Source organism: Hymenobacter polaris (assembly GCF_012927305.1).
GTDB lineage: Bacteria > Bacteroidota > Bacteroidia > Cytophagales > Hymenobacteraceae > Hymenobacter > Hymenobacter polaris.
In genome coordinates, this window is the sequence record NZ_JABBGH010000003.1 from 1127003 (window position 1) to 1152760 (window position 25758).

The 25758-nt window shown below is 62.5% G+C and carries 23 protein-coding genes; 7 read left to right on the forward strand and 16 right to left on the reverse strand.

The features are described from left to right. Nucleotides 1-102 precede the first annotated feature (102 nt). The 13 genes from HHL22_RS21405 to HHL22_RS24430 all read right to left on the reverse strand — a co-directional run bounded on the left by HHL22_RS21405 (nt 103) and on the right by HHL22_RS24430 (nt 17516). The gene (locus HHL22_RS21405) at nt 103-1239 is read right to left on the reverse strand and encodes a hypothetical protein (protein WP_169533412.1); all 1137 of its coding nucleotides are present in this window, start codon (nt 1237-1239) and stop codon (nt 103-105) included. A 66-nt stretch (nt 1240-1305) separates the two neighbouring features. Next, nucleotides 1306-1974, reverse strand: a complete 669-nt coding sequence (locus HHL22_RS21410) for a 3-oxoacid CoA-transferase subunit B (protein ID WP_169533413.1) — start codon at nt 1972-1974, stop codon at nt 1306-1308. Between the two features lie 150 nt (nt 1975-2124). Further along, nucleotides 2125-3435 carry a serine hydrolase domain-containing protein gene (locus tag HHL22_RS21415; protein ID WP_169533414.1) on the reverse strand — a complete coding sequence of 437 codons (1311 nt, stop codon included), beginning with the start codon at nt 3433-3435 and terminating at the stop codon, nt 2125-2127. 162 nt (nt 3436-3597) lie between these two features. Next, nucleotides 3598-4296 (reverse strand): CoA transferase subunit A, encoded by a 699-nt coding sequence (locus HHL22_RS21420; RefSeq protein ID WP_169533415.1) that lies wholly within the window; start codon nt 4294-4296, stop codon nt 3598-3600. Next, on the reverse strand, nt 4293-5522 hold the full coding sequence (locus HHL22_RS21425; RefSeq protein ID WP_169533416.1) for a carboxypeptidase-like regulatory domain-containing protein: 1230 nt from the start codon (nt 5520-5522) through the stop codon (nt 4293-4295). The genes HHL22_RS21420 and HHL22_RS21425 overlap by 4 nt, the downstream gene beginning before the upstream one ends. 78 nt (nt 5523-5600) lie before the next feature. Then, complete coding sequence (locus HHL22_RS21430; RefSeq protein ID WP_169533417.1) at nt 5601-6812, reverse strand: carboxypeptidase-like regulatory domain-containing protein; 1212 nt, start codon at nt 6810-6812, stop codon at nt 5601-5603. A 208-nt stretch (nt 6813-7020) separates the two neighbouring features. Further along, the gene (locus HHL22_RS21435; protein WP_169533418.1) at nt 7021-8268 is read right to left on the reverse strand and encodes a carboxypeptidase-like regulatory domain-containing protein; all 1248 of its coding nucleotides are present in this window, start codon (nt 8266-8268) and stop codon (nt 7021-7023) included. Nucleotides 8269-8374: 106 nt separating this feature from the next. Further along, entirely contained in the window at nt 8375-9328 is a 954-nt protein-coding gene (locus HHL22_RS21440; RefSeq protein WP_169533419.1) for a bifunctional riboflavin kinase/FAD synthetase, read from the reverse strand. Nucleotides 9329-9466: 138 nt separating this feature from the next. Continuing rightward, on the reverse strand, nt 9467-10297 hold the full coding sequence (gene truB / locus HHL22_RS21445; protein WP_169533420.1) for a tRNA pseudouridine(55) synthase TruB: 831 nt from the start codon (nt 10295-10297) through the stop codon (nt 9467-9469). Between the two features lie 148 nt (nt 10298-10445). After that, complete coding sequence (locus tag HHL22_RS21450) at nt 10446-11276, reverse strand: undecaprenyl-diphosphate phosphatase (RefSeq protein ID WP_169533421.1); 831 nt, start codon at nt 11274-11276, stop codon at nt 10446-10448. Between the two features lie 93 nt (nt 11277-11369). Continuing rightward, complete coding sequence (locus tag HHL22_RS24425) at nt 11370-11693, reverse strand: DUF3098 domain-containing protein (RefSeq protein WP_169533422.1); 324 nt, start codon at nt 11691-11693, stop codon at nt 11370-11372. 113 nt (nt 11694-11806) lie between these two features. Beyond that, the gene (locus HHL22_RS21460) at nt 11807-12691 is read right to left on the reverse strand and encodes a cell division protein FtsX (protein ID WP_169533423.1); all 885 of its coding nucleotides are present in this window, start codon (nt 12689-12691) and stop codon (nt 11807-11809) included. A gap of 226 nt (nt 12692-12917) precedes the next feature. Further along, on the reverse strand, nt 12918-17516 hold the full coding sequence (locus HHL22_RS24430) for a translocation/assembly module TamB domain-containing protein (protein WP_169533424.1): 4599 nt from the start codon (nt 17514-17516) through the stop codon (nt 12918-12920). A 197-nt stretch (nt 17517-17713) separates the two neighbouring features. Here HHL22_RS24430 and tsaD point away from each other — a divergent pair, with 197 nt between their 5' ends. The 3 genes from tsaD (at nt 17714) to HHL22_RS21480 (ending at nt 20282) form a co-directional block, all read left to right on the forward strand. Then, the gene (tsaD, locus tag HHL22_RS21470) at nt 17714-18715 is read left to right on the forward strand and encodes a tRNA (adenosine(37)-N6)-threonylcarbamoyltransferase complex transferase subunit TsaD (protein WP_169533425.1); all 1002 of its coding nucleotides are present in this window, start codon (nt 17714-17716) and stop codon (nt 18713-18715) included. A gap of 186 nt (nt 18716-18901) precedes the next feature. Continuing rightward, a complete protein-coding gene (smpB, locus tag HHL22_RS21475) occupies nt 18902-19360 on the forward strand; it encodes an SsrA-binding protein SmpB (protein WP_169533426.1) in 459 nt (152 codons plus the stop codon). A gap of 130 nt (nt 19361-19490) precedes the next feature. Beyond that, on the forward strand, nt 19491-20282 hold the full coding sequence (locus tag HHL22_RS21480; RefSeq protein WP_241738196.1) for a C40 family peptidase: 792 nt from the start codon (nt 19491-19493) through the stop codon (nt 20280-20282). A gap of 118 nt (nt 20283-20400) precedes the next feature. Here HHL22_RS21480 and HHL22_RS21485 read toward each other — a convergent pair whose 3' ends face one another. Further along, entirely contained in the window at nt 20401-21063 is a 663-nt protein-coding gene (locus tag HHL22_RS21485; protein WP_169533427.1) for a uracil-DNA glycosylase, read from the reverse strand. A 125-nt stretch (nt 21064-21188) separates the two neighbouring features. Between HHL22_RS21485 and apaG the strand changes: the two genes are divergently transcribed. The 3 genes from apaG (at nt 21189) to HHL22_RS21500 (ending at nt 23016) form a co-directional block, all read left to right on the forward strand. After that, a complete protein-coding gene (gene apaG / locus HHL22_RS21490) occupies nt 21189-21575 on the forward strand; it encodes a Co2+/Mg2+ efflux protein ApaG (RefSeq protein ID WP_169533428.1) in 387 nt (128 codons plus the stop codon). A gap of 125 nt (nt 21576-21700) precedes the next feature. Further along, on the forward strand, nt 21701-22486 hold the full coding sequence (locus HHL22_RS21495; RefSeq protein WP_169533429.1) for an O-methyltransferase: 786 nt from the start codon (nt 21701-21703) through the stop codon (nt 22484-22486). A gap of 65 nt (nt 22487-22551) precedes the next feature. Further along, the gene (locus HHL22_RS21500) at nt 22552-23016 is read left to right on the forward strand and encodes a hypothetical protein (RefSeq protein ID WP_169533430.1); all 465 of its coding nucleotides are present in this window, start codon (nt 22552-22554) and stop codon (nt 23014-23016) included. Between the two features lie 10 nt (nt 23017-23026). Here HHL22_RS21500 and kdsA read toward each other — a convergent pair whose 3' ends face one another. Together kdsA and HHL22_RS21510 are read right to left on the reverse strand one after the other, a co-directional pair. Continuing rightward, complete coding sequence (kdsA, locus tag HHL22_RS21505; RefSeq protein WP_169533431.1) at nt 23027-23887, reverse strand: 3-deoxy-8-phosphooctulonate synthase; 861 nt, start codon at nt 23885-23887, stop codon at nt 23027-23029. 120 nt (nt 23888-24007) lie between these two features. Beyond that, on the reverse strand, nt 24008-24619 hold the full coding sequence (locus HHL22_RS21510) for a methyltransferase domain-containing protein (RefSeq protein WP_169533432.1): 612 nt from the start codon (nt 24617-24619) through the stop codon (nt 24008-24010). A gap of 138 nt (nt 24620-24757) precedes the next feature. Here HHL22_RS21510 and HHL22_RS21515 point away from each other — a divergent pair, with 138 nt between their 5' ends. After that, complete coding sequence (locus HHL22_RS21515) at nt 24758-25711, forward strand: hypothetical protein (protein ID WP_169533433.1); 954 nt, start codon at nt 24758-24760, stop codon at nt 25709-25711. Nucleotides 25712-25758 lie beyond the last annotated feature (47 nt).

The following is a 25758-nucleotide window of genomic DNA, read 5'->3' on the forward strand; positions in this document are numbered from 1 at the left end:
CCCCAAAGCCCTAGGGGATGCTGCAGCAAGTGGCGGGCCGCGCGGGTGCTGGCAGCTAGTGGAGTAGTTATAACCCGTAAACGGGCAAAAGGGTGCGCCGGGTTACTGGCGCACCACCCGGCAAGTGGCCGTGCCCTGGCTGGTTTTCACCGTCAGCAGCAGCACACCGCGGTGCTCGCCCAGGGCGCGGGCGTCCAGCACTACTTCGCTGGCGGCCCTAGGGCACTGGCCGCTGAAAAGGACGCGGCCCACCACGTCGGTAGCCGTTACGGCTACAGGCTCGCTGCCGGCCGGCACCGCCAGGTGCAGCGCGGCGCCCGCGGCCGAAGGATTCGGGTAGGCGCTCAGCCCGCTTGCCAGTGCACCGCTGCGGGTGGCTAGAATGACCAAGCGGCGGTACACGTCGCGGTACTCTACCCCCGTCACGGTTTCCAGCCCGGCCACGGTAACCGTCGTGATGGTAAGCAGGGGCACGTGCACGCCGTTGGCCAGCCACTTGTACTCGCGCTGCAGCGGTAGGTCGATGGTTTGGCTAGGGGTGGTGCCCATCGTCAGCACGTCGTGGTCGAGGAGGCTGCTGACCACCCGCAGCGCCTGAAACGTGCCGAAGGGCGTAGTAAGCGTGCCCCAGCCATCGGCCTGGGTGCTGCGCTGCCGCTGCTGGCTGAACGACCCTGTGCTGGCCAGCGCGGCCGGGGTAGCCAGCAGCGAGTTGCTCACCACGGCCGCCCCGCCATACGCCAGCGGAAACTGATAGATAACGTCCTGCTGCGCCTTGCTCGCGTAGGTAACGGGCACGGCCGTGCCGCTAAACGTGGCCCCGTAGCCCACCAGCCGGTAGTCGGCCGCTGTGAGCGCCGAAAACTCTACCGGGTCGGTGACGGGCAGGGCGGCGGCCGCGGCGGGCAGCTGCTGGGGCGCGGCCAGGGTAGCGCGGTTGTCGGGGCTCAGCGGGCTATTGAACGTGAGCTGCAGAAAGGCCCCCGCCACCGAGCCTACGCTGGCGTAGCGCACCACGCGCTGGCTGGCGGCCGACAGGTCGGCGTAGTTCCAGGTGCGGTTAGCGCCGTTGAGGCTCAGGGGTGGGGCGCTGGCGGGCAGCGCGATGGAGGCCGCGCTCAGGCGTAGCGTGTCGCCCACCACGGGCATGTCGGCGGCGGTGATGGTGGGCGCGGTTTGAGCGGCGACTCCGGTGGTTAGGACCAGGCAGGCAACGAACAAGGGTAGCGGTAGGCGCATAAGTAGGCTGGATGAGTTGTTTTCAGCCTAAAGCTACGCCGGCGCACCCGCTGCGCAGCCGGCTCTTTACACGCCCGTCATCTCGGGCACCTGCTCGTCGGGCACCGGCACCACCAGCCGGCCCGCCGTGGCCGCGCGTATTTGGGCTACGCTCACGCCCGGTGCCCGCTCGCGCAGCACAAAGCCATCGGGCGTCACGTCGAGCACGGCTAGCTCGGTCACTATTTTTTTCACGCAGCGCAGGCCGGTGAGGGGCAGCGTGCAGCTGGGCAGCAGCTTGCTGCTGCCGTCGCGGGCCACGTGCTGCATGGCCACGATGATATTTTTGGCCGAGGCCACCAAGTCCATGGCGCCGCCCATGCCCTTCACCATTTTGCCCGGAATCTTCCAGTTGGCAATGTCGCCGCGCTCGCTCACCTCCATCGCCCCTAGGATGGTCAGGTCCACGTGCTCGCCCCGAATCATGGCAAACGACTCGGCCGACGAGAACAGGCTGGAGCCGGGCAGCGTGGTCACGGTTTGCTTGCCGGCGTTGATAAGGTCGGCATCTACTTGCACCTCGGTGGGAAACGGCCCCATGCCCAGCAGGCCGTTCTCGCTTTGCAGCTCCACATTAATGCCCGGCGGGATGTAGTTGGCCACCAGCGTCGGAATGCCGATGCCGAGGTTTACGTAGGAGTTGTTGGGTACTTCCTGGGCGATGCGCCGGGCAATACCGTGCTTGTCTAAGGGCATGGGGTGGGAAAAGTTAAGGTAGGATAACTACAAGAACGTCATGCTGAGCTTGCCGAAGCATCTCTACCGTGTAAGTAATCCTAACGTTTAGAGTTAGTTACGCGGTAGAGATGCTTCGGCAAGCTCAGCATGACGTTCTTGTAGAAAAAATCACTTGGCCGCCAGGCGCTTGCTGAGCGCCGCGTACACGGCTTTGCGGAAGTGCGGCACCAGGTCGGGCGTGTTGGCGTGCGGAAATTTCTGGGTGTAGAGCAACACTACCAGCTTCTCCTTGGGGTCGACCCAGTAGTCGGTGCCGAAGGCACCGCCCCACTCGTAGCTGCCCACCGATTGGCCGGTTTCGGCGGCCCCGGCGGGCGTCACGATGCTGAAGCCTAGGCCAAACTTGTTGCGGCCCTGGTTGATGTCGCCCATTTGGTTTTGGGTCATCAGGGCCACGGTGGCGGGCTGCAGCAGGCGGTGGCCCTGGTAGGTGCCGCCGTTGAGCAGCATTTGCAGAAACACCGCGTAGTCGTCGATGGTGGACGAGAGGCCCCCGCCGCCCGAAAAGTACGTGCCGGTCCGCGTGGGGTAGTCGGGCCGCAGACCCAGCAGGCCGCTGGCGGGCATGGGCACGGTGCGCCCTTGGTACTCGGTGTAGAGGGGCTGCAGACGGCTGTGCAGCGCGGCGGGCAGGTAGAAATAGGTGTCGCGCATGCCGAGGGGCGCGAAGATGCGCGCCCGCAGGTACTGGTCGAGCGGCTGCCCGCTCAGCACCTCAATCAGCCGGCCCAGCACGTCCACGCTCAGTCCGTAGGTGAAGCGCTCGCCCGGCTGGTTCATCAAGGGCAGCTTGCCCAACGCGTCGACGGCCGGCCCTAGGGTGCCCGGCGGCGAGCCTACCCCGCTGGGAATGTGCGCCTTGGCATAAATAGCCCGCGCCTCGGGCGTACCAATCACCGCGTAGCCAATGCCCGAGGTGTGGGTAAACAGCTCGCGGATGGTGATGGCGTGGCGCGCCGGCACGGTAGTATAGCTCGAATCTTTGGGGTTGAACGAGGCCAGCACCCTGGCCCGGCCAAACGTGGGCAGATACTTCGCCACCGAATCGTCGAGCTGAAACTTGCCCTGCTCGTAGAGCATCAGCATGCCCACGCTCGTGATGGCCTTGGTTTGCGAGGCAATGCGCACGATGGCATCGGGCTGCAGGGGCGTTTTGGCGGCCACGTTGGCGTAGCCAAACGCCTTGCGGTACACCACCTTGCCATTGCGCGCCACCAGGGCAATGGTGCCCGGCAGCCGCCCATCGGCCACGTAGCCTTGCAGCAGCTGGTCGATTTGCGCCAGCCCCGCCGCGCTCACGCCTTCGCTGGCCGGGGCCACCGCGGGCAGCATTGTAGAGGCCGCCGCCGGCCTAGCAGGCTGCGCAAAGGCCCTAGGCCCCGCCAGCAGCAAAAGGCCCAGTGAGAGTTGTTTTATCATGTGTAAATCAATTGTAAGCTGCTGTTTGACAATTAGTAGGACTTACGCAAAACCGTCTCTCATTGCTTCGCAGGGCCCACCATAACAAGCGACCCAGGCTACTTAGTTAGCCCCACACCCACCCGCCTAGTCAGCTGCGCAGCAGCGTATCCGCGAAATCCGTTAAATCTGCGATACGGTACGCTGCTCGATGCGCTTCTCGTAGCCCTGCCCCTGGAAGATGCGCTGCACGAAGATGCCGGGCGTGTGAATGTGGTTGGGGTCCAGCTCGCCGGCGGGCACCAGCTCCTCCACCTCGGCCACGGTAATGACGCCAGCCGTGGCCATCATGGGGTTGAAGTTGCGGGCCGTGCCGCGGTACACCAGGTTGCCGGCTGTGTCGCCGCGCCAGGCTTTAACCAAGGCAAAATCGGCGCGCAGGGCGGTTTCGAGCAGGTACATCTTGCCGTTGAACTCGCGGCTTTCCTTGCCCTCGCCCACCTCGGTGCCGTAGCCGGCCGGGGTATAAAAGGCCGGGATGCCCGCGCCGCCCGCCCGGCAGCGCTCGGCCAGGGTGCCCTGGGGTATCAGCTCCACCGCTAGCTCGCCACTCAGCAGCTGGCGCTCAAATTCGGCATTTTCGCCCACGTAGCTAGCAATCATCTTGCGCACCTGCTTGGTTTGCAAGAGCTTGCCAATGCCAAAGTCATCGACGCCCGCGTTGTTGCTGATGCAGGTGAGGTTGTTGACGCCCAGGCGCAGCAGCTCGGCAATGGCGTTTTCGGGGATGCCGCAGAGGCCGAAGCCGCCCAGCATCAGGGTCATGCCGTTGGCCACGCCGGCCAGGGCGGCTTCGGCGTCGGGCACTACTTTATGTATCATGGGATGGGAGATAGAGGAGCGTAGTTCAAAGGTAGAAACTCGCCCATCTTCTCGAAGCCCCAGTAGTCCTGCACCAGCACCGCCAGCGGGTTTAGCAGCTGGCCATTGGGCTGCAGCTCGGCCTCGTGCGCCAGCAGCTGCAGCCGCGACACCTGCTGCCGGGGCGGCGGGTCGGGCGGGCCACCCGGTAGCCGCGGCGGCCCCGGATACAGCGGGTCGGGCGGCTCGCGCGAGTAAGTGACCCGCAGGTAGTCGGTGAAGCGTAGGTACACCCGGCCATCGGGGGCTACGCGGCGTAGGCTGTCGAGGGGCCTAGGGGCGGTGTAGAGCAGCTGCAGGCTCGGGTATACGCGGGCCCAGCGCGCCACCGAATCCATCTCGGCCGAGCTGAGTGCCGTGTGCTGGTGCTGGCGCAGCAGCTGGCGGCGCAGGCTATCGGCGCGGGCAAAGGGCGGGTTGGGGATGACGCGCAGCTTCTGCGCTAGAAAACCCTGCGCCGCTACTTTATCGAGGTACACGCTGCACAAAAAATGCGTGAGCGAGCCCCGGTAGGCGGTGGCCCGGTTGTTGGCCCAGCGCTGCCGCTGGCCGGCGCTGCGCGGCACCAGCTCCTCAAAAACCGGCTGGCCGTAGAATGTCACGAGTTGCTGCCCAAAATTGGCGCTGAAATGCATACCGTAGTACTTTAGGCGGTAGCCCAGGGCCTGATTTTCAACCTCCACGTAGTCGGTGGCCGAGGCAGTCAGCTCGTTGGCCTTGGCATCGTAGTCAACAATTACGGCCCTAGGGTTACGGATGCGGCACTGGCGCGAAAACGAGGTGCGCCCCAGAAATAGCTCGATGAAGCGCTGGTAGTCTTCGGGCCGGTTGGCGTGCCGCCTGGCGCGCACCACCACTTCGCCCAACTGGCTGCTTTCGGGGGCTAGGGGCAAGGCAACTTGCTGCGGCGCGGGACCACCCACTGTCACGGCCACTTTGGCCAGGCGGTAGCCCACGAAGGACGCCACCAAATCGTAGCTGCCGGCCGGCACGCGCGCTAGCGTAAACTCCCCCTGCTCGTTGGTGGTAGCCCCTAGGGTGGTATTGGCCAGAAAGACGCTGGCAAACGGCAGGGGCTTTTGGGTGAGCGAGTCGCGCACGGTGCCGCTTAGCGTGCTGCTTAGAGCAGCCTGCGCCAGCGCCCAGCCGGGTAGCAGCAGTAGCAGGGCAAGCAGGGCGCAACGCATAGGGCAGCAGCAAGTAAGCCTGCCAAAAGACGTAGCCCACGCCTTGCGAGTTGCTAGCGGTGCCGCGCTAGCCGGGACCTAGGGCTGCGCCGCCGCGCTGGGCGGCTGGTAGTCAAGGGGTAGCAGCTCGCCCATCTTCTCGAAGCCCCAGTAGCCTTCCGTCAGCACGGCCAGCGGCTGGGTGAGCACGCCGTTGGGCTCTATTTCGGCCACCAAAGGCGGCTGCAGGCGCAGCACCGACTCCTGGTAGCGCGGGCGAATTTGGCTGAAACCGGGGCCCGGCAGGCGGTAGTTAGCATCGGGCCGCTCCTGGGCATACGTTACGGCCAGCAGGTCGCGGAAGCGCAGCTGCACGCCGCCATCGGCCGCCACCCGGCGCACGCTGTCGAGCGGCAGCAGGGGGCGGTAGAGAATGGAAATGGTGTGGGGCTCGGACAGGTGGCGCCAGGTTTCGGCCGGCAAGTCGCGCTGGTTTACGAGCTTGCCGGTGGCCTGCAAGGCGCGTAGCGCGCTATCGGCCTGGGCCCAGCGGCGGTTGGGCAGCCGCTGCAGGCGCCGCAGCTCGAAGCCCTGCTCGGCGAGCTGGCCGGCGTAGCTGGCGCGCAAAAAATGCAGCAGCGAGCCTTGGTAAGCGCGCAGACGGTTGGCCGCCCAGCGCCGCTGCTGCGCCGCCGAGCCCGGCAACTCCTTAAAAACCACCTGGCTGAGCGTCGTCACGGTCACGGTTTCGTCGGCGAAGCTGGCCCGAAAATCCAAGTCGTAAAAGGTGAGCTGATAGCCCAGCGCCGGGTTGTCCACCACCAGCGGCTGGGTGGGCGTGCTGGCCGTAAGCTGCCGCGTCTGCGGGTTGTAATCGACCTGCGCGGCGGCGGGGTTGCGCACCTGGCACTGGCGCGAAAAGGTGGATGCTCCCAAAAACAGCTCCTGAAACCGCTGGTAGTCAGCGGCTAGCGCGGGGTGAGCGCGCACCACTACTTCGCCCAGCGCCTGGGCGGCGGGCGGTAGGGCAAAATTGACGGTGAGCGGCGCGGCGGCCACTACCACCGCCTGGCGCCGCAGCCGGTAGCCCAGAAAAGCAGCGGCCACCTCGTAGCGGCCCGGCGGCAGGGCGGGCAGCGCGTAGTGGCCTTGCTCGTCGGTAGTGGCCCCTAGGGTCGTGTTGACCACGAACACGCTGGCAAACGGCAACGGCTGCTGGGTGAGCGAGTCGCGCACGGTACCGCTAATGCCCTGCGCGCCCACCCAAGCCGGCAGTAGCAGTAACAGCAAAACCAATAGGCGGCGAGGCATAAGGCAGCAGTAAGAAGCTGGCGCAAAGAACGGCCGCCATTGCGTTAGCGTTGCGCCCTAGGCTCTTCGCGGGTTAACTAAAGGCCGTCATGCTGAGCTTGCCGAAGCATCTCTACTGCTAATCGTTCAACGACGCGGTAGAGATGCTTCGGCAGGCTCAGCATGACGGCCGGCTTTGTTTTATATCCTGTTATCTAGCAAGCGGGCCCTAGGGCAGGGGCACGGCCGAATGCCCCGGCGGCACGTAGTCCAGGGGCAGAAACTCGCCGATTTTCTCGAAGCCCCAATACTCGCCCACTTCCACGGCCAGCGGGTCGGCCAGCGTGCCATTGGGCATAATTTCCACTTCGGGGTCGGTCAGCTTGAGGCGCGATACCTCGCGCTGAGCGGGATAGGTAGCCTTGGTGCGGCCCAGGGGGCTCATGGGCTGCTCGTAGTTGGGGTCGGGCGCCTCGCCGAAATACGCTACCTGCAGCTCCTGCCGAAAGCGCAGGTACACGTGCTCGCGGTCGGCCGATACGCGGCGCAGGCTGTCGATGGGCTGTGCGCCGGGCTGAATGCTGGCCAGCACCGGCGCCGCATTGTTGAGCACGCCCATTAGCCGGGCCATCGAATCTTGCTGGGCATCGGAGGGGGCGCGGCCGTGCAGGCGGCGCAGCAGGCGCTGGCGCAGGGTGTCGGCCTGCACGTAGCGGCGGTTGGGCGTCACCTTCACTTGCTGCGCCAGGTAGCCTTCGCTTTTGAGGCGGTTGTCGCGCACGCTCTTCAAGAAGTGGGTGAGCGAGCCGTAGTAGGCGGCGGCGCGGGCGGCCACCCACTGCTGGCGCTGGGCGTCGTCCTTGGGTTTCATTTCTTCAAACACCGGCTGGCCGTAGAAGCTGGTGCCGCCGTTGTCGGCATCGTAGGCAAAGCGCAGGCCGTAGTACTTGATGCGGTAGCCGAGGGCCTGGTTTTCCACCTGCAAGTAGTTGTCGGCCTGGGCGGTTAGCTCCTTGGTAGTGTCGCTGTAGGCCACGTCCACATCGCCGGGATTGGTGATGCGGCACTGCTTGGAATTGGCGCTCTGGCCCACGAAAATATCGGCAAAGCGGCGGTAGTCGTCGGCCGCGTGCGAGCTGGCCTTCACCACCACTTCGTCGAGCTTCGGGCCCGACGAGGCCAGCGTCAACGTCACGGTCTGGGGCGCGGTGCCCACCGTAATATGCTGCTTGCTAAGCTTGTAGCCCACGTAGGAACCCACAATGTCGTAGCCGCCCCGCGGCACCCGGTCGAAGCTGAACTGGCCCTGCTCATTGGTAGTAACCCCTAGGGTGGTATTGGCCAGGAAAACGCTCGAAAACGCCAGCGGCTCGTGCGTCACCGAATCCTGCACCACGCCCGACACCCGGCCTTGGGCGTGGGCCGCCCCTATAAAGCCCAACCAGCACAGCAGGCAACCTATTAATCCTAAACGCATCAGTGAAAAAGAATAGTCCGGCTTTAGAACGTTAAAAAACGGCAGAAAAGTGTATTAGAACGTCATGCTTCGACAAGCTCAGCATGACGGTCTTTCCCATGCTCGGCTACCCTTGCCCCAGGGCCGCGCGGGTGGCGTCGGCATCTAGGGCCAGCTGGGCGGTGAGGGCGGCCAGGCCGTCGTATTTCTCTTCGCCCCGCAGCCAGGCCACAAACTCCAGCGTGAGCAGCTGCCCGTAGAGGTCGCCCGCAAAATCCAGCAGGTTCACCTCAATCGTCTGCGCCAGGCCCGCCCCGATGGTGGGGCGCACCCCAATGGCCAGCATGCCGGGGTGGCGGGTGCCGGCCGCCGTGGTCACCCACACCGCATAGATGCCGATGGCCGGCACCAGCTTCAGCATATCGGGTACTTGCAGGTTGGCGGTGGGGTAGCCGATGGTGCGGCCCAGCTGCTGGCCGCTCACTACCAGGCCGGTAAGGGGATACTCGTAGCCCAGGTAGCGGGTGGCGGTGGCCACGTCGCCCTGGCGCAGCGCCGCCCGAATGCGGGTGCTGCTCACGCCCACGGCGTCCACGTCCTGGCGCGGAATCTCCTCTACCGTAAAGCCGTAGCGGTCGGCGTGCTGGTGCAGGTAGTCGAGGCCGCCCTCCCGGTTTTTGCCGAAGCGGTGGTCGTAGCCAATCACCAGGTGCTTGGTGTGCACGGTAGCGAGCAGCAGCTTTTGGATGTATTCCTCCGACGTCCAGCCGGCAAACTCGCGGGTAAAGGGCATCACCAGCAGGTAATCGACGCCGGCGGCGGCCAGGCGGGCCACGCGCTCCTCCAGGGTATTTAGCAGCTGCAGCTCCAGCAGCTCGGGGTGCGAGGGGGGCGGGCCCAGCACCAGGCGCGGGTGGGGCCAGTAGGTAATCACCACGGCCGGGCCGCCCACCGCGTCGGCCACCTGCCGCAGCCGGGCCAAGATGCGCTGGTGCCCGCGGTGCACCCCGTCGAAGGTGCCGCTGGTAACCACGGCATTGGCGAGGAGAGGAAATTCGGCGGGGTCGGTAACGACAACCATGGACCGCAGATTTAACGGATTTAACGGATTACGCGGATACGCTGCTGCGCAGCTGACTGCTACTGCCTGGTACGCAGTGGGCGCGGCGGCGGTGGGCGCTGGCTGGGCGCAATTGGCCTAGGGCGCGCCCTAGGCCGGCTAGGTTGGGTCTTCGGCTTGCGCCTGCTGGGCGGCGTAGTAGTCGAGGCCCGGCCGGCTTTCGGCGCGCGGCAGGCGCTCGCGGCGCGGGCGGGTGGGCGCGGCCTCGCCAGCAGTAGCGCCGGGCGTAGCTGCCGGGGCGGGGCGCTGGGCTTGCAGCTGCTCGATGGTCCAGGCGTCGGCCAGGCGATACGCGCCAATACGAGTGCGCACCAAGCGCGTGAGGTGGGCGCCGCACCCTAGGGCCGCGCCTAGGTCGCGGGCCAGGCTGCGGATGTAGGTGCCTTTGGAGCATACCACCCGGAAGTCGATGTCGGGCAAGGCAATGCGCGTCAGCTCAAACGTCTTAATATCAACAGTCTTGGACTTTATTTCGGCCTCCTGTCCCTGGCGGGCCAGCTCGTAGGCGCGCTTGCCGCCCACCTTCACGGCCGAAAATACGGGCGGCACCTGCTCAATCTTGCCCAGGAAAGTGGCCGCCGCCGCCCGAATTTCGTCGTCCGTGAGGTAGGCGCAGGGCTGCTCGCTGTCCACGGGCGTTTCGAGGTCGAAGCTCGGCGTGGTTTGCCCCAGGCGGAAGGTGCCTTCGTACTCTTTTTCCTGAGCCTGAATCTGCTCTATCTCCTTAGTTTTCTTGCCAGTGCACATAATGAGCAAGCCGGTGGCTAGAGGGTCGAGCGTGCCAGCGTGGCCAATCTTGCGCGGGCGCAGCGTGTTTTTCACCTTGCGCACCACGTCAAACGAAGTCCAGGTCAGCGGCTTGTTCAGCAGCAGCACCACGCCTTCATCCAGGCTTTTGGCTGATAGCGATTGGCTGTTAGCTTCTTGCATGAAAAGAAATACAAAGCCAAAAGACCGTCATGCTGAGCCCCGCGAAGCATCTCTACCGCGTAAGTAATCCCTAACATTCGGGTCTAGTAACGCAGTAGAGATGCTTCGCGGGGCTCAGCATGACGGTCTTTTGGCTAAAAGCGTATAATTATACCAGCTGCAAATTTACGTGCAGCCCTAGCAGCAGCAGCAGCAAGCCGCCCACGATGATGCGGTAGATGCCAAAGGCCCGAAAGCCATACTTGGTAACGAAGCCCACGAACAGCCGGATGGCTAATAGCGCCACCACAAAAGCCACCACGTTGCCTAGTACTAGCAGGCCTACTTCCTGGCCTGAAAAAAGCTGCCCTAGGCTGGTGCCCTGCGCGTGCAACTCCTTGTAATAGTCGTACAAGTCCTTCGCCGTAGCTGCTCCCATAGTGGGCATGGCCAGGAAAAACGCAAACTCGGCCGCCGCCCGGCGCGTCAGCTTCTGGCTGAGACCGCCGATGATGGTAGCCGCCGAGCGGCTAACGCCCGGCACCAGCGCAATGCACTGAAATAGCCCAATGATGAAGGCCTCCTTGAAGCTGGGCGTCGTGACGGGGTGTCCGCCCTGCTGGGGACTTTCCTGCGGAAAAAGCCGGTCGATAAATACCAGCACAATGCCCCCCAGCAGCAGCATGACGGCCACCGTCGTGACCGATTCGAGCAGGGCATCCACGTATTTCTTGAGCAGTAGCCCCGCCACCACGATGGGAATGAAGGCAACTAAGAGCTTGAGGTAGAAGTCGATGCTTTGGAAAAAGCGCTTCCAGTACACCGCCAGCACCGATAGAATAGCCCCAAACTGAATGACTACCAGAAACAGCTTGCTAAACGGCGTGACCGCCACGCCCACCAGCTGGGCGGCAATAATCATGTGGCCGGTGCTCGACACGGGCAGGAACTCGGTGATTCCTTCCACAATGGCCAGCAACAGGGCCTGCCAGTAGGTCATAGTTTTAGTGATTAGTGAGTAGTGCTGAGTGATTAATGGATAGTGAATAACTTATTGGTAATTAATCACTAAACATTAATCGCTAACCACTACCTAGGGGCGCTTGTAGGTAGGCTTGGCGGGCGGCGGGGTGGGCCTGGGGGCTGCCGGCGCGGCCACGGGCATGGCCGCCGCCGCCGTGGCGGGCGGCGCCACGTGGGCCGTGGGGTCGATAACCGGAGCGTCGCTGGGCACCAGAATGGCCGCAAACTCCAGCAGGAAGCCGATAAAAAGCAAAATGGGCCCTAGGGTCAGGCCCAGGAAGCCCTCGCCGTACTGCGCCCCGTCGAGGGTCATGGTGATGAAGCCCACGGCGAGCACGGCCAGACCAGCCCACATCAGGCGGTAGTTGCGAGGGCCAAAAGCAAAGCGCATCATTGGTAGTTATGAGTTAAAAGTTATGAGTTAGAAGTTAAGTAGATAGGCGTTATGAATTGAGCAGCAAAGTTTTAGCAGTAGCAACTCATAATTCCTAACTTTTAACTCATAACTCAATAAAGGTCGTCGAGCGGGGCGTTGAGGTATTTGCTGACGGCGCGGTAGGCACTCAAAAAGCCGATGACCGTGCCGAGGCCCAGCACGGCCAGCAGCAGCAGGCCGAGCAGGTAGTCGTCGCGCAGCAGCCGCAGCTGGTTGATTTGCAGGTAGGCATATTGCAGCAAGCCCAGCAGCACCAGCGCCGCCAGCAGGCCGCTGGCAAATCCCTGCCAGGTAGCCCGCCGTAGAAATGGCTGCCGGATAAAGAACCGCGTGGCGCCCACCAGTTGCATAGAGCGAATAAGAAAGCGCTGCGAATACAGTGCCAACCGAATGGTATTGTTGATGAGCACCACCACGGCCACCACCAGCACCGCCGCGAAGCCCAGCAGCAGCAGGCTCACCTGCGTCAGGTTGTCGTTGATGCTGGTAAAGAGACTCCTAGGGTACTGCACCTCGAAAACGCCGCGTTGGCTCTGCAGGCTCTGGCTGAGCTGGCGCAGGTGGGTGGTATCGGTGTAGGCCGACTTAATCTTGAGGGCGTAGGCGTCGCGCAAGGGATTGTCGTCCAAGAAGCTGCGGAAATCCTCGCCGGTGGTTTGCAGCAGCTGGCGGGCGGCTTCCTCCTTGCTCACGAAGCGTACTTGGGGGCGGCCGTTGCGTTCGGCCACGTAGGGCTGGTGCTCCAGGTCTTGCTGCAGGCGCAGCAGCTCGGGCTGGGGCAGGTCGCGCTCCAAGTACACTTGCACCTCCAGGTTTTGGCGCACGGCCTCGCTTAGCTTGTGGGCGTGCAGCAGCAGCAAGCCGAATAGCCCAATCACGACCAGCGCCAGCGTAATGCTGAACACTACCAGCGGGGTAGGGTAGGAGCCCAGTTTCTTTTTGCGGCGCTTCGGCATAGAAGCCGCAAAGATAGACCGCAGATTTAACGGATTTAACGGATTACGCGGATACGCCCGCTGCGCGGGCTGACTACGCGGGTGGCGGCACCATTTTACCCCCTAGGGTCTTAAAGACAGCGTGCAGCGTAAAGCAAATAAAATTCCCCTTCCCACCCGCGTAGTCAGCTGCGAAGCAGCGTATCTGCGCAATCCGTTAAATCCGTTAAATCCGTTAAATCTGCGATTAAAGGGACGTGCGCTTGTCTTCTTCCACCGTCAGCACTTCCTTGGCGCGCTTGGTGTCGCGGGCGCGGCGGCTGGGGGCATCGCGCCCAAACAGCTCGCGTAGGTTGTTGAAATCCTTGGTGTGCACCAGCGAGATGCCGGCGCGGGGCTGGTTCACGGTCGTCACCAAGTTGTCGCGCGGGGTGGTTTCGTAGCGCAGCTTGGCCCGGAACTTCCCGTCGGGCCGCAGAAAATACTCCAGGCTGAAGTCGCCGAGCAGCGAGTTTTGGTAAGGCAGGCCAGTGTTAGGGTTCAGGTTGTTGCTGGCGCCGTTGGTGATGCCGCCCTCGCGGGTCAGGCGCAGCCGCCCGTTCAGAAATGAGTAGCTCAGGCGCAGCTGCAGCGCTGCTAGCTGGTCGGCCGATAAGCCGTTGATATTGAAGTCGATTTCGAGGTTCTGGTCAATTTGCGACGTCAGCTGCCCGAGCTGCGACGAGATAATCTGCCCTAGGCTGCTTTGCACCGCCCCATTGTTGCCGGCCAGCGTAATGCCGCTGAAGTTGCTGTTGTTCAAGGGCGAAAGCGTGCGGAAGACCAGTAGGCTAAATACCTGCCGGTTAAGCTCCTGGTCGTCGTTGCGCAGCAGCGCAATGAACGAGGCCAGGTCGCTCTGCAGCGAGCCGGGCGCGTCGTCAAACTCTAGCGCCAGCTTAATCACCGGCTGCAGCAGCGGCCCCGTCAGGTTCACGACGGCCGTGACGGGCACCACGGCGCTGTTGGTGGGCACCACCGGCGCCACCGACGTGCGCTGGGTGTAGGTGGCCGCTACATTCATCTGCCCATCCAGCGGGTCGCCGTTCCAGGTGACGGTGCCACCCGGCCGCACCACAAACTCCTTGTCTACCAGCCCTTGCAGCGTGAAGTTGTAGGCGCCGCGCACGATTTCTACCTGCCCATACATGTTGAAGTCGCCCCGCGTGTCGATGTTGAGGCGCAGTTGGCCCGTGGCCACCCCCCGAATGACATCGCCGGTGGCCTCGTCGAGCAAAATCTCCAAGTAAGCGTCGGACGTCACCGTCAGGTTCATATTCAGCCGGATGCCCGAAAGGTCTACCTTGTCCTGGGCCGAGATGGTGGCGGCTTCTAGCGCCTGCCGGCGGCGCACCGAGTCAGGTAGGTTGCGGTTCACAAACTTGATGTAGCTGGCCTGCTGGGCCTTAGCAGTGTTGTCCAGGGGCAGGGCCAGGCGCGTGCCGGCCTCCGACGTGGCGCGCACGTCAACTACCAAGTCATCCACGGGCCCCGTTACGGTGGCGCGGCCCGTGGCGTAGGCCGTGCCGAAATACAAGTCGTTGTCGCGGCGGGTGGTGTGCAGCACCTGAAACTTCCGAAACTCGGCGCTCAAATTCAGGCTCATGTTTTGGAAGCCCTGGTGCCGAATTACCCCGTTCACCGTGCCCAGGTTGCCCTGGGCATCGCGCAGCTTTACGTTGCTAAGGCCTATCGAGGTGGTAGTGAATGTGATACGGTCATTAAAGGTGTAGGTAGTGCCCAGGTAGCCGAAGGTGAAGCGCCCATTGGTCACGTCTACGGCGCCGGCCAGGGTGGGCGCGCTAAACATGCCACCCAGTTGCAGCTGCCCGCGCCCGGTGCCCCCTAGATTGTCCAGCAGGCCCGCTAAAAAGGGTTGGGCCAGCACCACCGGCGCGTCGGCCAGCTCGCCAGTCAGGTTAAATTGCTGCGTTTCGGAGCCCGGCGCTAGGTAGCCCGTCACCGTCAGCACGCGCTGCTGCTGGCGGCTCACGTCGAGGTTCACGCGCAGCTGGCCGCTGGGGTTGTCCCAGTCGCCGCGGCCCGCCACCTGCCCAATGGGTGTCCCCTCGTATACGAGCGAGTCCACGGCCAGCGTGCTGTTGATAGCCAGCTGGTTATAAATGCCCGCCACCGAGGCCTTGAGGTTGAGCCGCCCCCCTAGGCGCTGGTTGATAACCGAGTTGAGCGACGTTAAATCGAAGTTCGCCACGTCGAGCTGCAACGGGGGCAGGCGCGAGTCGGGCGAGATAACGCCTTGGGCACTAATGCGCTCGGCGCCGCTGCTGAGTACGAAGCGGTCCACGTCGAACTGCTTGCCGCCGCCACTGATGCGCACCGAGTTGTCAGCCTCAATCACGTACTCGCGGTCCAGCAGGTGTAGCCCGCTCTTGCGAAACACAATCTGCACGGCCCTGGGCAAAAAGGCCAGCGACCCGTTGATGGTGGCCTGGTTGGTAGTGCCCGTCTGAGCCAGGGAGGTCGAGAAGTTAATTTTCTGCTGGTCCCACACGCCTTCCACCACGAAGTTCTGGGTGCGCCCCAAGCCCGGCAGAATCTGGCTGGCCGAGGTCACGTCGGCCTGGGCCAGCACCTCGGGCTGGTTGGGCAGCTTCGAGGTGGTGAGGTCAAACTCGGTGCGCACCGTGTGCACGGGCCCGTACCAAAGGCTGTCGAAGCGCCCACCAAGCTGGAAAATCGACGTTTCACCCTGCCGGAAAGAGCCATCGAGGTGACTGTTGTCGGCTATTTGCAGGTCGGGCAGCAGCAAGTTCAGCACTGGGTTGATGTGCTTGAGGTCCAGCTGCAAATCCACCTGGTAGTTGCGTAGCGGGCGCTGGCGCTTACGGTGGTAGTAGGCCGCCGTGGCCGCCGCGTTGCTTTCAAAGTTGAGCCGATACTCGTGCACCAGCATCTGAATATCGGCAATGACGCGGGCCGTTTCGAAGCGCCCGCTGGCGCGCAGGTTGGCCAGCTCCGAGCGCACCTGCACCAGCCGCTGGCCCTGGCTGCTGCGGGTGCTCAGTACATTAATGGTATCTACGTCAAGGCTTTGCTTGCCAATGGTAAAGCGCGAGTCGCGCAGCCGGGCCGTGCCCAGCAGCGAGTCGAGCTGGGTGCCGCGCAGGTTCACGGTGGCAGTGGTGCTCATCACCAGCGGGGTGGGCAGTAGGCCTAGGGCCCCCAGGTTGGCGCGCAGCACGCGGGCGCTCACAATGATGTGCGGGTGGCGCGCATCAAGGTCGAAGTCGCCGTCGGCGGCCAAGCGCAGGTTGGGGTCGGCGGCCGTTACCTTGCCCTGGAAGCCGCGGCCCGCGAAGTCGCCGTTCAGCGTCAGGTTGTGGTAACGGTAGCCACTCAGCCAAATGGCGGGCACCGTGACTTCGGCGTGGCCGTGCGCCTCAGGTGGCGTAAAGCCCGTGCCGCGCACCTTGCCGCTCAGCGTCACGTCCCGAATCACCGACTCGTCGCCCAAAAACTTGCCCAGGTTAAAGGCCGTGCTTTGCACCGCGCCCTCGTACACAGCGTGGTCAAAATCAGTTTTAGTCTTGAGGTTCAGGTCGGTAGTAACGGCGCCGATGGCCGTATTAAAGGTGGCATTGCCTACAAAGTCGTTGTAGAAGCCAATGAACTGCCCGTTGAGCTGCACCAGCCCTAGGCGCGCAATGAGCTTGTTGGCCGAGGCCGGCAGCCAGCGGCGCAAGTCGGCGCCGTCTATCTGCGAGGGCTGCAGGCGCAAGTCAATCAGGCTTTCGCGCCAGTTGGGCAGCTTGTCGGCGTTGGCGCGGGTAGCCACGATGTGGGTGCGGCGGCCGTAGCGCACATCCAGGTTTTTGAGTTGAAAATCACGCACGTAGCCCTTGGCATCCATCGAAATCTGCACCGAGTCGTGCAGGGGGGCCAGGTCGGGCGCAAACTTGGCAATGTCGTCGGTGTACAGCTTGGCCCCGCGTAGGTTAGCCACCACCCGCATCGAGTCGTTGAAGTCCGAAAAGTTGCCAAAGCGCTTGTACTCAAAGCGCACGAACTTGCGCAGCTCGCTGCGGCCCACGCGCAAGGTCAGTCCCCCAAACTCCCAAAAGTGCGCGTTGTAGCTGATGTCGGCCGTCAGCTCGCGCAGGTGGGTTTGCGAGGGCACCTCCACCGCCCGCAGGCCGGCAATGCGCGCCCGCAACGTGTCAGTTTTCCAGTTCAGGTGCGAAATGTTGGCGTAAATGCTGTCCACCTGCATGTGGGCGTAGTCCACGCTGCGGCCGTACTCCTTGATGCGCGGCTCATCGGGGCGCTCTAGCCCGAAGTGCCCGTTGCGAATGGCAATGTCATGCAGCTGAAAATCAAACGGCTTGCCCTGGGTTTGGGTGGTATCGGGCGGGCCCATGAGGCGGTGCAGGGCCGTCAAAAACTGGTCGAGCGTGGTCGAGTCGGGGTGCCCGGCCACGTCGCGCAGCACAAAGCGCGGCTCGTCGAGCGTGAGGGTGCCCACGTGCAGGTGCCTAGGGTCGAAAACCGAGAAAAGCTGAATGTCGGCATCCACCCGGCCCACGCCAAATAGTTCTTTACCAGCATGGTCGAGCACGTTCACGCCTTCCAGCAGCACGTGCGAGAAGGGCCGCACGTCTACGCTGCCGATAACTACTTCCTGCCCCAGCTTGCGCGTCAGCACGCTGGCTACCTCGTGGGCCACCCGCGTTTGCACGCTCGGCACGCGCAAGGCTAGCAGCACTGCCACCACCGCCACTACTGCCAGGCCCAGCGTCCACAGCAGGACACTCAGCAGCAAGCGGAAAGCACGGCGCACGAACGACACGCGAAACGGGGTTGGTGAAAAGGTATTAACGCAAAGGTGCGGCTTTTCGCGCGCAATGATTGAGCCAACGCGCCCGCCGCACCCCAGGTTTCCCCGAACTTTGCCGCCGGGCGCAAGGTTTTTTATTGCTGGCCGCTTGCCACGATAAACGGGCCCTAGGGCATTGTTACTTAATAACTGCTAACTGTTACTTAAAAATGACACTTCTCGCCATCGAATCCAGCTGCGACGACACCGGGGCCGCCGTGTTTCGCGACGGCCAGCTGCTGAGCAACGTGGTGGCCGGTCAGGCCGTGCACGCGCAGTACGGCGGGGTAGTGCCCGAGCTGGCCTCGCGGGCGCACCAGCAGCATTTGCTGCCCGTCGTCACGGCTGCCCTGCGCCAGGCCGGCGTCGATAAAAAGGAACTGAGCGCCGTGGCCGTGACGCAGGGGCCGGGCCTGCTGGGCTCGCTGCTGGTGGGGCATTTGTTTGCCAAGGGCCTGGCCCTGGCCCTCGGGGTTCCACTGCTCACCGTCAACCACATGCGGGCGCACGTGCTGGCCCACTTCATCCGCGACCCCAAGCCTGATTTTCCCTTTCTGTGCCTTACCGTGAGCGGCGGCCACACCCAGCTGGTGCGCGTGCTAGGGGCCCTGGACATGGACATTCTGGGCCAGACCATCGACGACGCGGCCGGCGAGGCCTTCGACAAAACGGCCAAGCTGCTGGGCTTGCCTTACCCCGGCGGCCCTAGGCTCGACAAGCTGGCCCAAACCGGCAATCCGCTACGGTTTTCCTTCCCCGAAGGCGCACTGGAGGGCTTCAACTTCTCGTTCAGCGGCTTGAAAACGGCGGTACTCTACTTTCTCAAAAAGCAAACTGCCACCAATCCCGCCTTCATCGAGGAAAACCTGGCCGACCTCTGCGCCAGCATCCAGCACACCATCGTGCAAACGCTGCTCAAGCAGCTCAAACGGGCCGTGCAAGCCACGGGCCTGCGCCAGGTGGCCCTGGCTGGCGGGGTAGCCGCCAACTCGGGCCTGCGCCGCGGGCTGCAAGAGCTGGCGAAAACCGAAGAGTGGGAGGTGTTTATCCCCGATTTTGAGTTCTGCACTGATAATGCCGCCATGGTGGGCCAGTCGGCGCTGTTTCAGTACGCGGCCGGCGACTTTGCCAGCCAGCTCGCCAGCCCCGACCCGCGCCTCAAGCTGGCCTAGGGCCCTAGGGCGCAGGCGGCGGTGGCCAACCTGCCCTAGGGCTACGGTCACCCCCCAAGCCGCAAAATCTGCGTAAGCAGGCGCCAGCTACGCCCGTTCGCGCAGGGTCTGCCCGCCGCTACTCCGGCGCGCCCGAAGCTGCGCAATCCGTTACATCCGTTAAATCTGCGGTTCAACTCCTGCGGTATGAAAGACAATACGCCCGCTCCTATCAATATTAAAAACCGCCGCGCCAGCCACGAATACTCGTTTCTGGCCAAGTACGACGCGGGCATTATGCTGCAAGGCACCGAGATAAAGAGCATCCGCGCCGGTGAGGTGAACCTGCAAGACGGCTACTGCACCTTCGACCACAAGGGCGACCTCTGGATTCATAGCCTGCGCATTGCGCCCTATAGCCACGGCACCTACACCAACCACGACCCCCTGCGCACCCGCAAGCTGCTGCTCACCAAGCGCGAGCTGAAGCAGCTAGCCAGCAAAAGCATCACGCAGGGCCTCACCATCATTCCGCTGCGCTTGTTCGTCACCGACCGCGGATTTGCCAAGGTAGAGATTGCGCTGGCCCAGGGCAAGAAGCACTACGACAAACGCGAAGACTTGAAAGCCAAGGACATCAAGCGCGAAATGGAGCGGTATAGCTAGCAGCAGCCACTAAAATAAGACGGTCATGCTGAGCTTGCCGAAGCATCTCTACCGAACAATGATGCGCGGTAGAAATGCTTCGGCAAGCTCAGCATGACGTTCTTTGTATGTCTTTTACTATCCACGAAAATTGAACCACGGTATTTGCGCGCTGAGCGCCGTGCCCGTCCGCGCCGAGCCCACCGACCGGGCCGAACTAGTCACCGAATTACTGTTTGGCGAGTGCTACACGGTGCTGCAAACCCAGGGCAGCTGGTTGCGCATCGAAGCCGCCGCCGACCACTACCTGGGCTGGATTGACTTCAAGCAGCACCTGCCGGTGAGCGCCGACTACTTCCGGGCTTGGCAGGCCCAAGACCACCCTAGGGTGCTCGACGTGGTGCAAGTAGTGTCGGACGCCACTACGCGCCAGCCGGTTACGCTGGGCTGCCGCCTGCCCTTCTTCGATGGCATGACCCTGAAGCTAGGCGACGACCGGCCGCTGTTTTACAACGGCCCGGCTACCAACCCCGCCCAGCCCGGCGCCCCCGAGCGCCAGCTGCACCTGCTGCGCAAAATGGGCCAGCACTACTTGAAGGCGCCCTACGTGTGGGGCGGCAAAAACGTATTCGGCCTCGACTGCTCGGGGCTGATGCAGAGCCTCTTTGGCCTGGTGGGCGTGCAGCTGCCGCGCGATGCCCGCCAGCAAATCGCCCTCGGCCAGCCGGTCGATTTCGTGACCCAGGCCCGGCCCGGTGACCTAGCGTTTTTTGATAATGTCGAGGGCGCCATTGTGCACGTGGGCATGGTCTACGACGATGGTCTCATCTTGCACGCCCACGGCGAAGTGCGCCTCGACCCGCTCGACCACCACGGCATCTTCAACCCCGGCCGCCAGAAATACAGCCACAAGCTGCGCCTGATAAAGCGCGTCATCAATTGAGTAATTAGCAACAAAAAGGCGGTCATGCTGAGCTTGCCGAAGCATCTCTACCGCGCATCATTGTTCGGTAGAGATGCTTCGGCAAGCTCAGCATGACCGCCTTTTTCTCTCTGTCATCCTACCATTCAATCGGTTGTTCGCCGTGCTGCTGCAGCCACGCATTCGTTTTGCTGAAAGGCTTGGAGCCGAAAAAGCCCCGGTCGGCCGAGTAGGGCGAGGGGTGCGCGGCCTTGAGCACCAAGTGCTTGCTTTGGTCAATCAGCTCTTCCTTCTTCTGGGCGTAGGCGCCCCACAGGATGAACACCACGTGCGGGCGCCCGGCCGACACCTGCCGAATGACAGCGTCGGTAAATTCCTCCCAGCCCTTTTTTTGGTGCGAGCCGGGCGTGGCCGCGCGCACCGTGAGCGTGGCGTTGAGCAGCAGCACGCCCTGGCGGGCCCAGCGGTCGAGGTTGCCGTTGGCCGGAGCAGGGGTGCCAGGCAGGTCGTCTTGCAGCTCCTTAAAAATATTTTGTAGCGACGGCGGCGTGCGCACGCCCTCATTCACTGAGAAAGCTAGGCCGTGCGCCTGGTTTTTGCCGTGGTAGGGGTCCTGGCCCAGAATCACCACCTTCACCTCGTCGAAGGGGCAGGCGTCGAAGGCGTGGAAAATCTGGGAGCCTAAGGGATATACCGTGGTAGTGGCGTACTCGCCGCGCACCCAGGCGGTTAGCTTCTGGAAATAAGGCTTTTCGAACTCGGCTGCCAGCACCGGGCGCCAGCTTTCGGCAATCTTGACCATAGAAAAAAGAGAAGAAACAAGTAAAGCCGCGCGGCAACGAAAATCGCCGCGCCCCAGGGCCGCCGTAAACTAAAGGCCTAGGGCGCCCGTTAGGCCCTTAGCGCGTAATTTCGCCGGCCACCGCCATGCCTACCACCACTACGCAAGGCGTAACCGTTACGGTTACGACCAACTACCTGCCCGACTACTCCAGCCCCGCGCAGGAACACTATGTATTTGCTTACCGCATCGAAATTCGCAACGACGGCGAGTTCACGGTCAAGCTGTTGCGCCGGCACTGGTATATCTCCGACGCCAACAACAGCGTGCGCGAAGTGGAGGGCGAGGGCGTAGTGGGCCGCCAACCGGTGCTGGAGCCCGGCGAAACCCACCAGTACGTGAGCGGCTGCAACCTGAAGTCGGGCGTGGGCAAGATGCGCGGCACCTACCTGATGGAGCGCCTGGGCACCGGCGCCCAGTTCGAGGTCGAGATTCCGGAATTTACCCTCATGGTGCCCTACCGGCTGAACTAGATACGGCGTAGCTGCTGCTAAAATCGGCTGTCATTGCGAGCCCGCCAAGCAATCGCACCAGCACGAGTCGGGCGATTTTTGTTTAGATGCGATTGCTTGGCGGGCTCGCAATGACAGCCGATTTCATGTACCAATCTTTCGCCTACCTGCGCTACTGGCTGCGCTCGGGCAATGCGCACGGGCTGCACTCGCCGTTCGTGTTTGGGCTCTATACCACCGTCATTTGCCACGACGGGCAATACCGCGCCTACCCGCTGATAGAGGCGCGCCGCCAGGCTTTACTAGCTAGCGACCAGGTGCTGGACGTGTGTGACTTCGGAGCAGGCTCGCGCGTGGCGAACACTAATACGCGCCGCCGGGCCGTGCGCGACATTGCCCGCCACGCGGCCAAGCCGCTGCGCCTGGCGCAACTGCTATTTCGGCTGGTCAACCACTTTCGGCCCGCCACGGTGCTGGAGCTGGGCACCTCCCTAGGTCTCACCACCGCCTACCTGGCCCTGGCCGATTCGCGGGCGCAGGTCGTCACCTTCGAGGGCTGCCCCGCCACGGCCGCCGTCGCCCGCGAAACCTTCGCCGCGCTAGGCCTGGCCAACGTGCGCCTGGTAGCCGGCAACCTGGATGAGACGCTGCCCGCCACCCTAGAAACCCTAGGCCAGCGCCTCGACTTCGTATTCTTCGACGGCAACCACCGCTACGAGCCTACGCTGCGCTACTTCGAGCAGTGCCTGGCCAAGGCGCACGAAAACAGCGTGTTCGTGCTGGACGATATTCATTGGTCGGCCGAGATGGAGCAAGCCTGGACGGCCATCAAAGCCCACCCGGCCGTGACTGTGACGGTCGATTTATTCTACGTGGGGCTGGTATTTTTCCACAAAAAGCAGCCTAGGCAGGATTTCTGGCTACGGTACTGAAAGACTAGGTTCCGCAGTACCTTCGGTTATAAACATACACGCACATACAAAACCACAAACCACAAATGCCCACCGCCGACCAACGCCTCGACCAATTAGAACCTGTTATTAGCGAAATGCTGGCTCGCCAGGATGAATTGAGCGCCAAGCAAGACGAACTCAGCGCCAAGCTGGAACGAGTAAGCGCTAAGCTGGAACGAGTATCAGCTCAAGTAAAGCAAATTACAGTTACGTTCACCTCGGCACTAACCCGGCAAAGCGATAATATCTTATTTCTGCTGGAGCGAACTGACGCGCTAACGGACAAAACTGATGCGCTGACAGACAAGAATAATGCGTTGACAGACAAGGTTAATGCGCTAACGGACAAGACTGATGTGCTGACAGAAAAAACAGCTAAAATAGACCGGGACGTAAGTGACCTACGCGTTGAAATGAATCAACGCTTTGAGCGGATAGACCAGCGCTTTGAGCGAGCAGACCAACGATTTGAGCAATTGTTTAATTACTTGAAGGAGCGGCTGAAATAGGTTAGTGCTCCTAGGCGTCCAGCCCGTGCAACGCCACGTCGCCGGCGGGGCGCACGGCCTCACGCACGCGGGTGAGGCGCTGCAGCAGGCCTTCGAGCTGGTCGAGGGGCAGCATGTTGGCGCCGTCGGAGAGGGCGGTGGCGGGCGTGGGGTGCGTTTCGATGAACAGCCCGTCGGCGCCCACGGCAATAGCGGCCTTGGCAATGGTTTCGATGAGGGCTGGCTGGCCGCCCGTGATGCCGCTGGCCTGGTTGGGCTGCTGCAAGGAGTGCGTCACATCCATTACCACCGGCACGCCAAACTGGCGCATGATGGGCAAGTTGCGGAAATCGACCACCAGCTCGCTGTAGCCGAACGAGTTACCGCGCTCGGTGAGGATGACGTGCTCGTTACCCGCGCTCTTTACCTTGTCCACGGCCCACTGCATAGCTTCGCCGCTGAGAAACTGGCCCTTCTTGATATTCACCACCTTGCCGGTTTGGGCGGCGGCCAGCAGCAAATCGGTCTGGCGGCACAAAAAGGCCGGAATTTGCAGCACGTCCACGGCCTGGGCCGCCTCAGCGGCTTCCGGCGATTCGTGAATATCGGTGACGGTGGGCACGCCGATTTCGCGGCCTACTTTCTCCAGAATGCGCAGCGCCGCCTCGTCGCCAATGCCCGTGAACGAGTCGCGCCGCGAGCGGTTAGCCTTGCGGTACGAGCCCTTGAAGATATAGGGAATCTGGAGCTTATCGGTAATATGCTTGATGCGCTCGGCGATGCGCAGGGCCATGTCCTCGCCCTCGATGACGCAGGGCCCAGCCATAAGGAAAAACTGGCCGGAGTTGGTGTTGCGGAAGTGGGGCAGGGTGCGGGCGAGGGCGCTGAGCATAGTTTTTTAATGTAGTGAATGTGGAAATGTAGAGAATGTAGAAAATGAAAAAAGGTAGAAAACTTAGAATGTAATGGCTAATTAATTCTCACATTTCTATATTCTCTACATTTTCACATTTTAACGTTTTTGCAAGCAAACAAACAGCTCGCGGCCCCGGCGGGCGGGTAGCGAGTTATACGCCGTTTCGAAGTGTACGAAGTCGAAATACGGCGCAAAGAGCGCCTGGTACTCGGCGCGGCTGCCGCCGAAAGGCGGCTCGGCAGCGCCGGCAAAGGCATCGTCGAAGAGCAGGCCCACGAGCTTGCCGCTGGGGCGCAGCAGGTGGGCGCACTGCCGGGCGTAGGCGGGCCGCTGGGCGGGGGCCAGGGCCGAGAGGAAGGTTTGCTCAATGAGCAAGTCAAACTTCTCCTTAGGGTCTAGCTGAAAAAAATCTGCCTGCCAGAGGTGCGCGGCGGGGAAATCGGGCACGCGGACGGCCAGCTCGGCCAGGGGTGTGGCGGCCAGCTCGGCCACTACTACGTGCTGGAACCCTAGGCGGTGCAGATACTCGGCCTCGTAGGCGCGGCCGGCTCCCGGAATGAGGATGCGCGGCTGCAACCCTAGGGGCAGCTGGTCGAAATACGCTCGCAGGGGCGGGGTGATGCGGCCGGCATCCCAGCCGGCGCGGCCGGGGGTGGCGTAGCGGGCCTGCCAATAAGCGGCATCAAAGGGTGAAGTAACCGTTTGCATCAGAGCCAAGTATAACGATGGCCGCGTCCGGGCCAGAATTTCCCCTATTTTTACCCGCCGCAAAGGTAGGCGCACCCCAGTTTGCCAGCGGGTGCCGTTAGGTACTTACATCGTTCAACTTTTCCCCCGCCCTTCCGCATGGACCCTAACCAGGAACAACCCGAACCCCGCCAAAATAACAGCCGCGTCTTGCTATGGGTGGCGCTCGTACTCGTGCTGCTAGGCATCAACGGCGTACTGTTTTACCTGAACTCGCAAAAAAAGACGGAAAACGAGCAGCTAACCACGCAGGTGCAAGCCACCGATAGCAAGCTCACCGAGCAGATTAAGCAGTATGAGGACTTAAAAGCTAGCTACGAGCGCCAAAGCCAGGAGCTGCAAAAGCTGGGCCTCAGCAACGACTCGCTGAATTCGCGCCTGGCAGGCATCAACGCCGACTTGCTGCGTTTACGCTCGTTTAAGGCCGGTTCGTTCTCGCTGGCCGAGCAGCGGCGCTTCAAGGAGCGCGCCCTCAACCTGGAAAGCCAACTGAAGAAGCGCGATGAGGAAATCGCCGAGCTGAAGAAGTCCAACGAAAACCTGTACACCGAAACGACCACGCTGAAGGAGCGGCAAAACAAGCTTACCGACACCATCAGCACCATTGCCAAAACCAACCAGGAACTCAGCAGCAAGGTGTCGGTGGCTTCGCGCATTCAGGCCGATAACATCCACGTAAGCGTGCTCACGGCCAAGAACAAGGAGAAGGACGACGATAAGGAGGAGTTCAAGGCCAAGCGCGTGGACCGCGTGAAGGTGACCTTCAACCTGGCCCGCAATGACGTGACGCCCAAGGATACCAAGACGATTTACATGCGCATTTTGGAGCCCGATGGCGCGGCGCTCTACAACCTGAGCACCGGCGGCGGCACCTTCACCGTGGATGGCCAGGAGGCCTTCTACACCCAAAAGCAGGATATTGTATTCGATAACTCGCGCCAGAAAGCGGAGTTTGTGTACGCTAAGGGCGGCGACTACAAGATTGGCCAGCACACCGTGGAACTGTACGAAGGTGGCGCCCTAATGGGCAAAACGACCTTCACACTGAAATAAACCGCAGATTTAACGGATTTAACTGATTTCGTGGATACGCTGCTTTG

Bases quoted from the DNA above. Each gene is read 5' to 3' on its own strand.
- HHL22_RS21405 (WP_169533412.1), bottom strand. From the start codon at position 1,239: ATGCGCCTACCGCTACCCTTGTTCGTTGCCTGCCTGGTCCTAACCACC.
- HHL22_RS21410 (WP_169533413.1), bottom strand. From the start codon at position 1,974: ATGCCCTTAGACAAGCACGGTATTGCCCGGCGCATCGCCCAGGAAGTA.
- HHL22_RS21415 (WP_169533414.1), bottom strand. From the start codon at position 3,435: ATGATAAAACAACTCTCACTGGGCCTTTTGCTGCTGGCGGGGCCTAGG.
- HHL22_RS21420 (WP_169533415.1), bottom strand. From the start codon at position 4,296: ATGATACATAAAGTAGTGCCCGACGCCGAAGCCGCCCTGGCCGGCGTG.
- HHL22_RS21425 (WP_169533416.1), bottom strand. From the start codon at position 5,522: ATGCGTTGCGCCCTGCTTGCCCTGCTACTGCTGCTACCCGGCTGGGCG.
- HHL22_RS21430 (WP_169533417.1), bottom strand. From the start codon at position 6,812: ATGCCTCGCCGCCTATTGGTTTTGCTGTTACTGCTACTGCCGGCTTGG.
- HHL22_RS21435 (WP_169533418.1), bottom strand. From the start codon at position 8,268: ATGCGTTTAGGATTAATAGGTTGCCTGCTGTGCTGGTTGGGCTTTATA.
- HHL22_RS21440 (WP_169533419.1), bottom strand. From the start codon at position 9,328: ATGGTTGTCGTTACCGACCCCGCCGAATTTCCTCTCCTCGCCAATGCC.
- truB (WP_169533420.1), bottom strand. From the start codon at position 10,297: ATGCAAGAAGCTAACAGCCAATCGCTATCAGCCAAAAGCCTGGATGAA.
- HHL22_RS21450 (WP_169533421.1), bottom strand. From the start codon at position 11,276: ATGACCTACTGGCAGGCCCTGTTGCTGGCCATTGTGGAAGGAATCACC.
- HHL22_RS24425 (WP_169533422.1), bottom strand. From the start codon at position 11,693: ATGATGCGCTTTGCTTTTGGCCCTCGCAACTACCGCCTGATGTGGGCT.
- HHL22_RS21460 (WP_169533423.1), bottom strand. From the start codon at position 12,691: ATGCCGAAGCGCCGCAAAAAGAAACTGGGCTCCTACCCTACCCCGCTG.
- tsaD (WP_169533425.1), top strand. From the start codon at position 17,714: ATGACACTTCTCGCCATCGAATCCAGCTGCGACGACACCGGGGCCGCC.
- smpB (WP_169533426.1), top strand. From the start codon at position 18,902: ATGAAAGACAATACGCCCGCTCCTATCAATATTAAAAACCGCCGCGCC.
- HHL22_RS21485 (WP_169533427.1), bottom strand. From the start codon at position 21,063: ATGGTCAAGATTGCCGAAAGCTGGCGCCCGGTGCTGGCAGCCGAGTTC.
- apaG (WP_169533428.1), top strand. From the start codon at position 21,189: ATGCCTACCACCACTACGCAAGGCGTAACCGTTACGGTTACGACCAAC.
- HHL22_RS21495 (WP_169533429.1), top strand. From the start codon at position 21,701: ATGTACCAATCTTTCGCCTACCTGCGCTACTGGCTGCGCTCGGGCAAT.
- HHL22_RS21500 (WP_169533430.1), top strand. From the start codon at position 22,552: ATGCCCACCGCCGACCAACGCCTCGACCAATTAGAACCTGTTATTAGC.
- kdsA (WP_169533431.1), bottom strand. From the start codon at position 23,887: ATGCTCAGCGCCCTCGCCCGCACCCTGCCCCACTTCCGCAACACCAAC.
- HHL22_RS21510 (WP_169533432.1), bottom strand. From the start codon at position 24,619: ATGCAAACGGTTACTTCACCCTTTGATGCCGCTTATTGGCAGGCCCGC.
- HHL22_RS21515 (WP_169533433.1), top strand. From the start codon at position 24,758: ATGGACCCTAACCAGGAACAACCCGAACCCCGCCAAAATAACAGCCGC.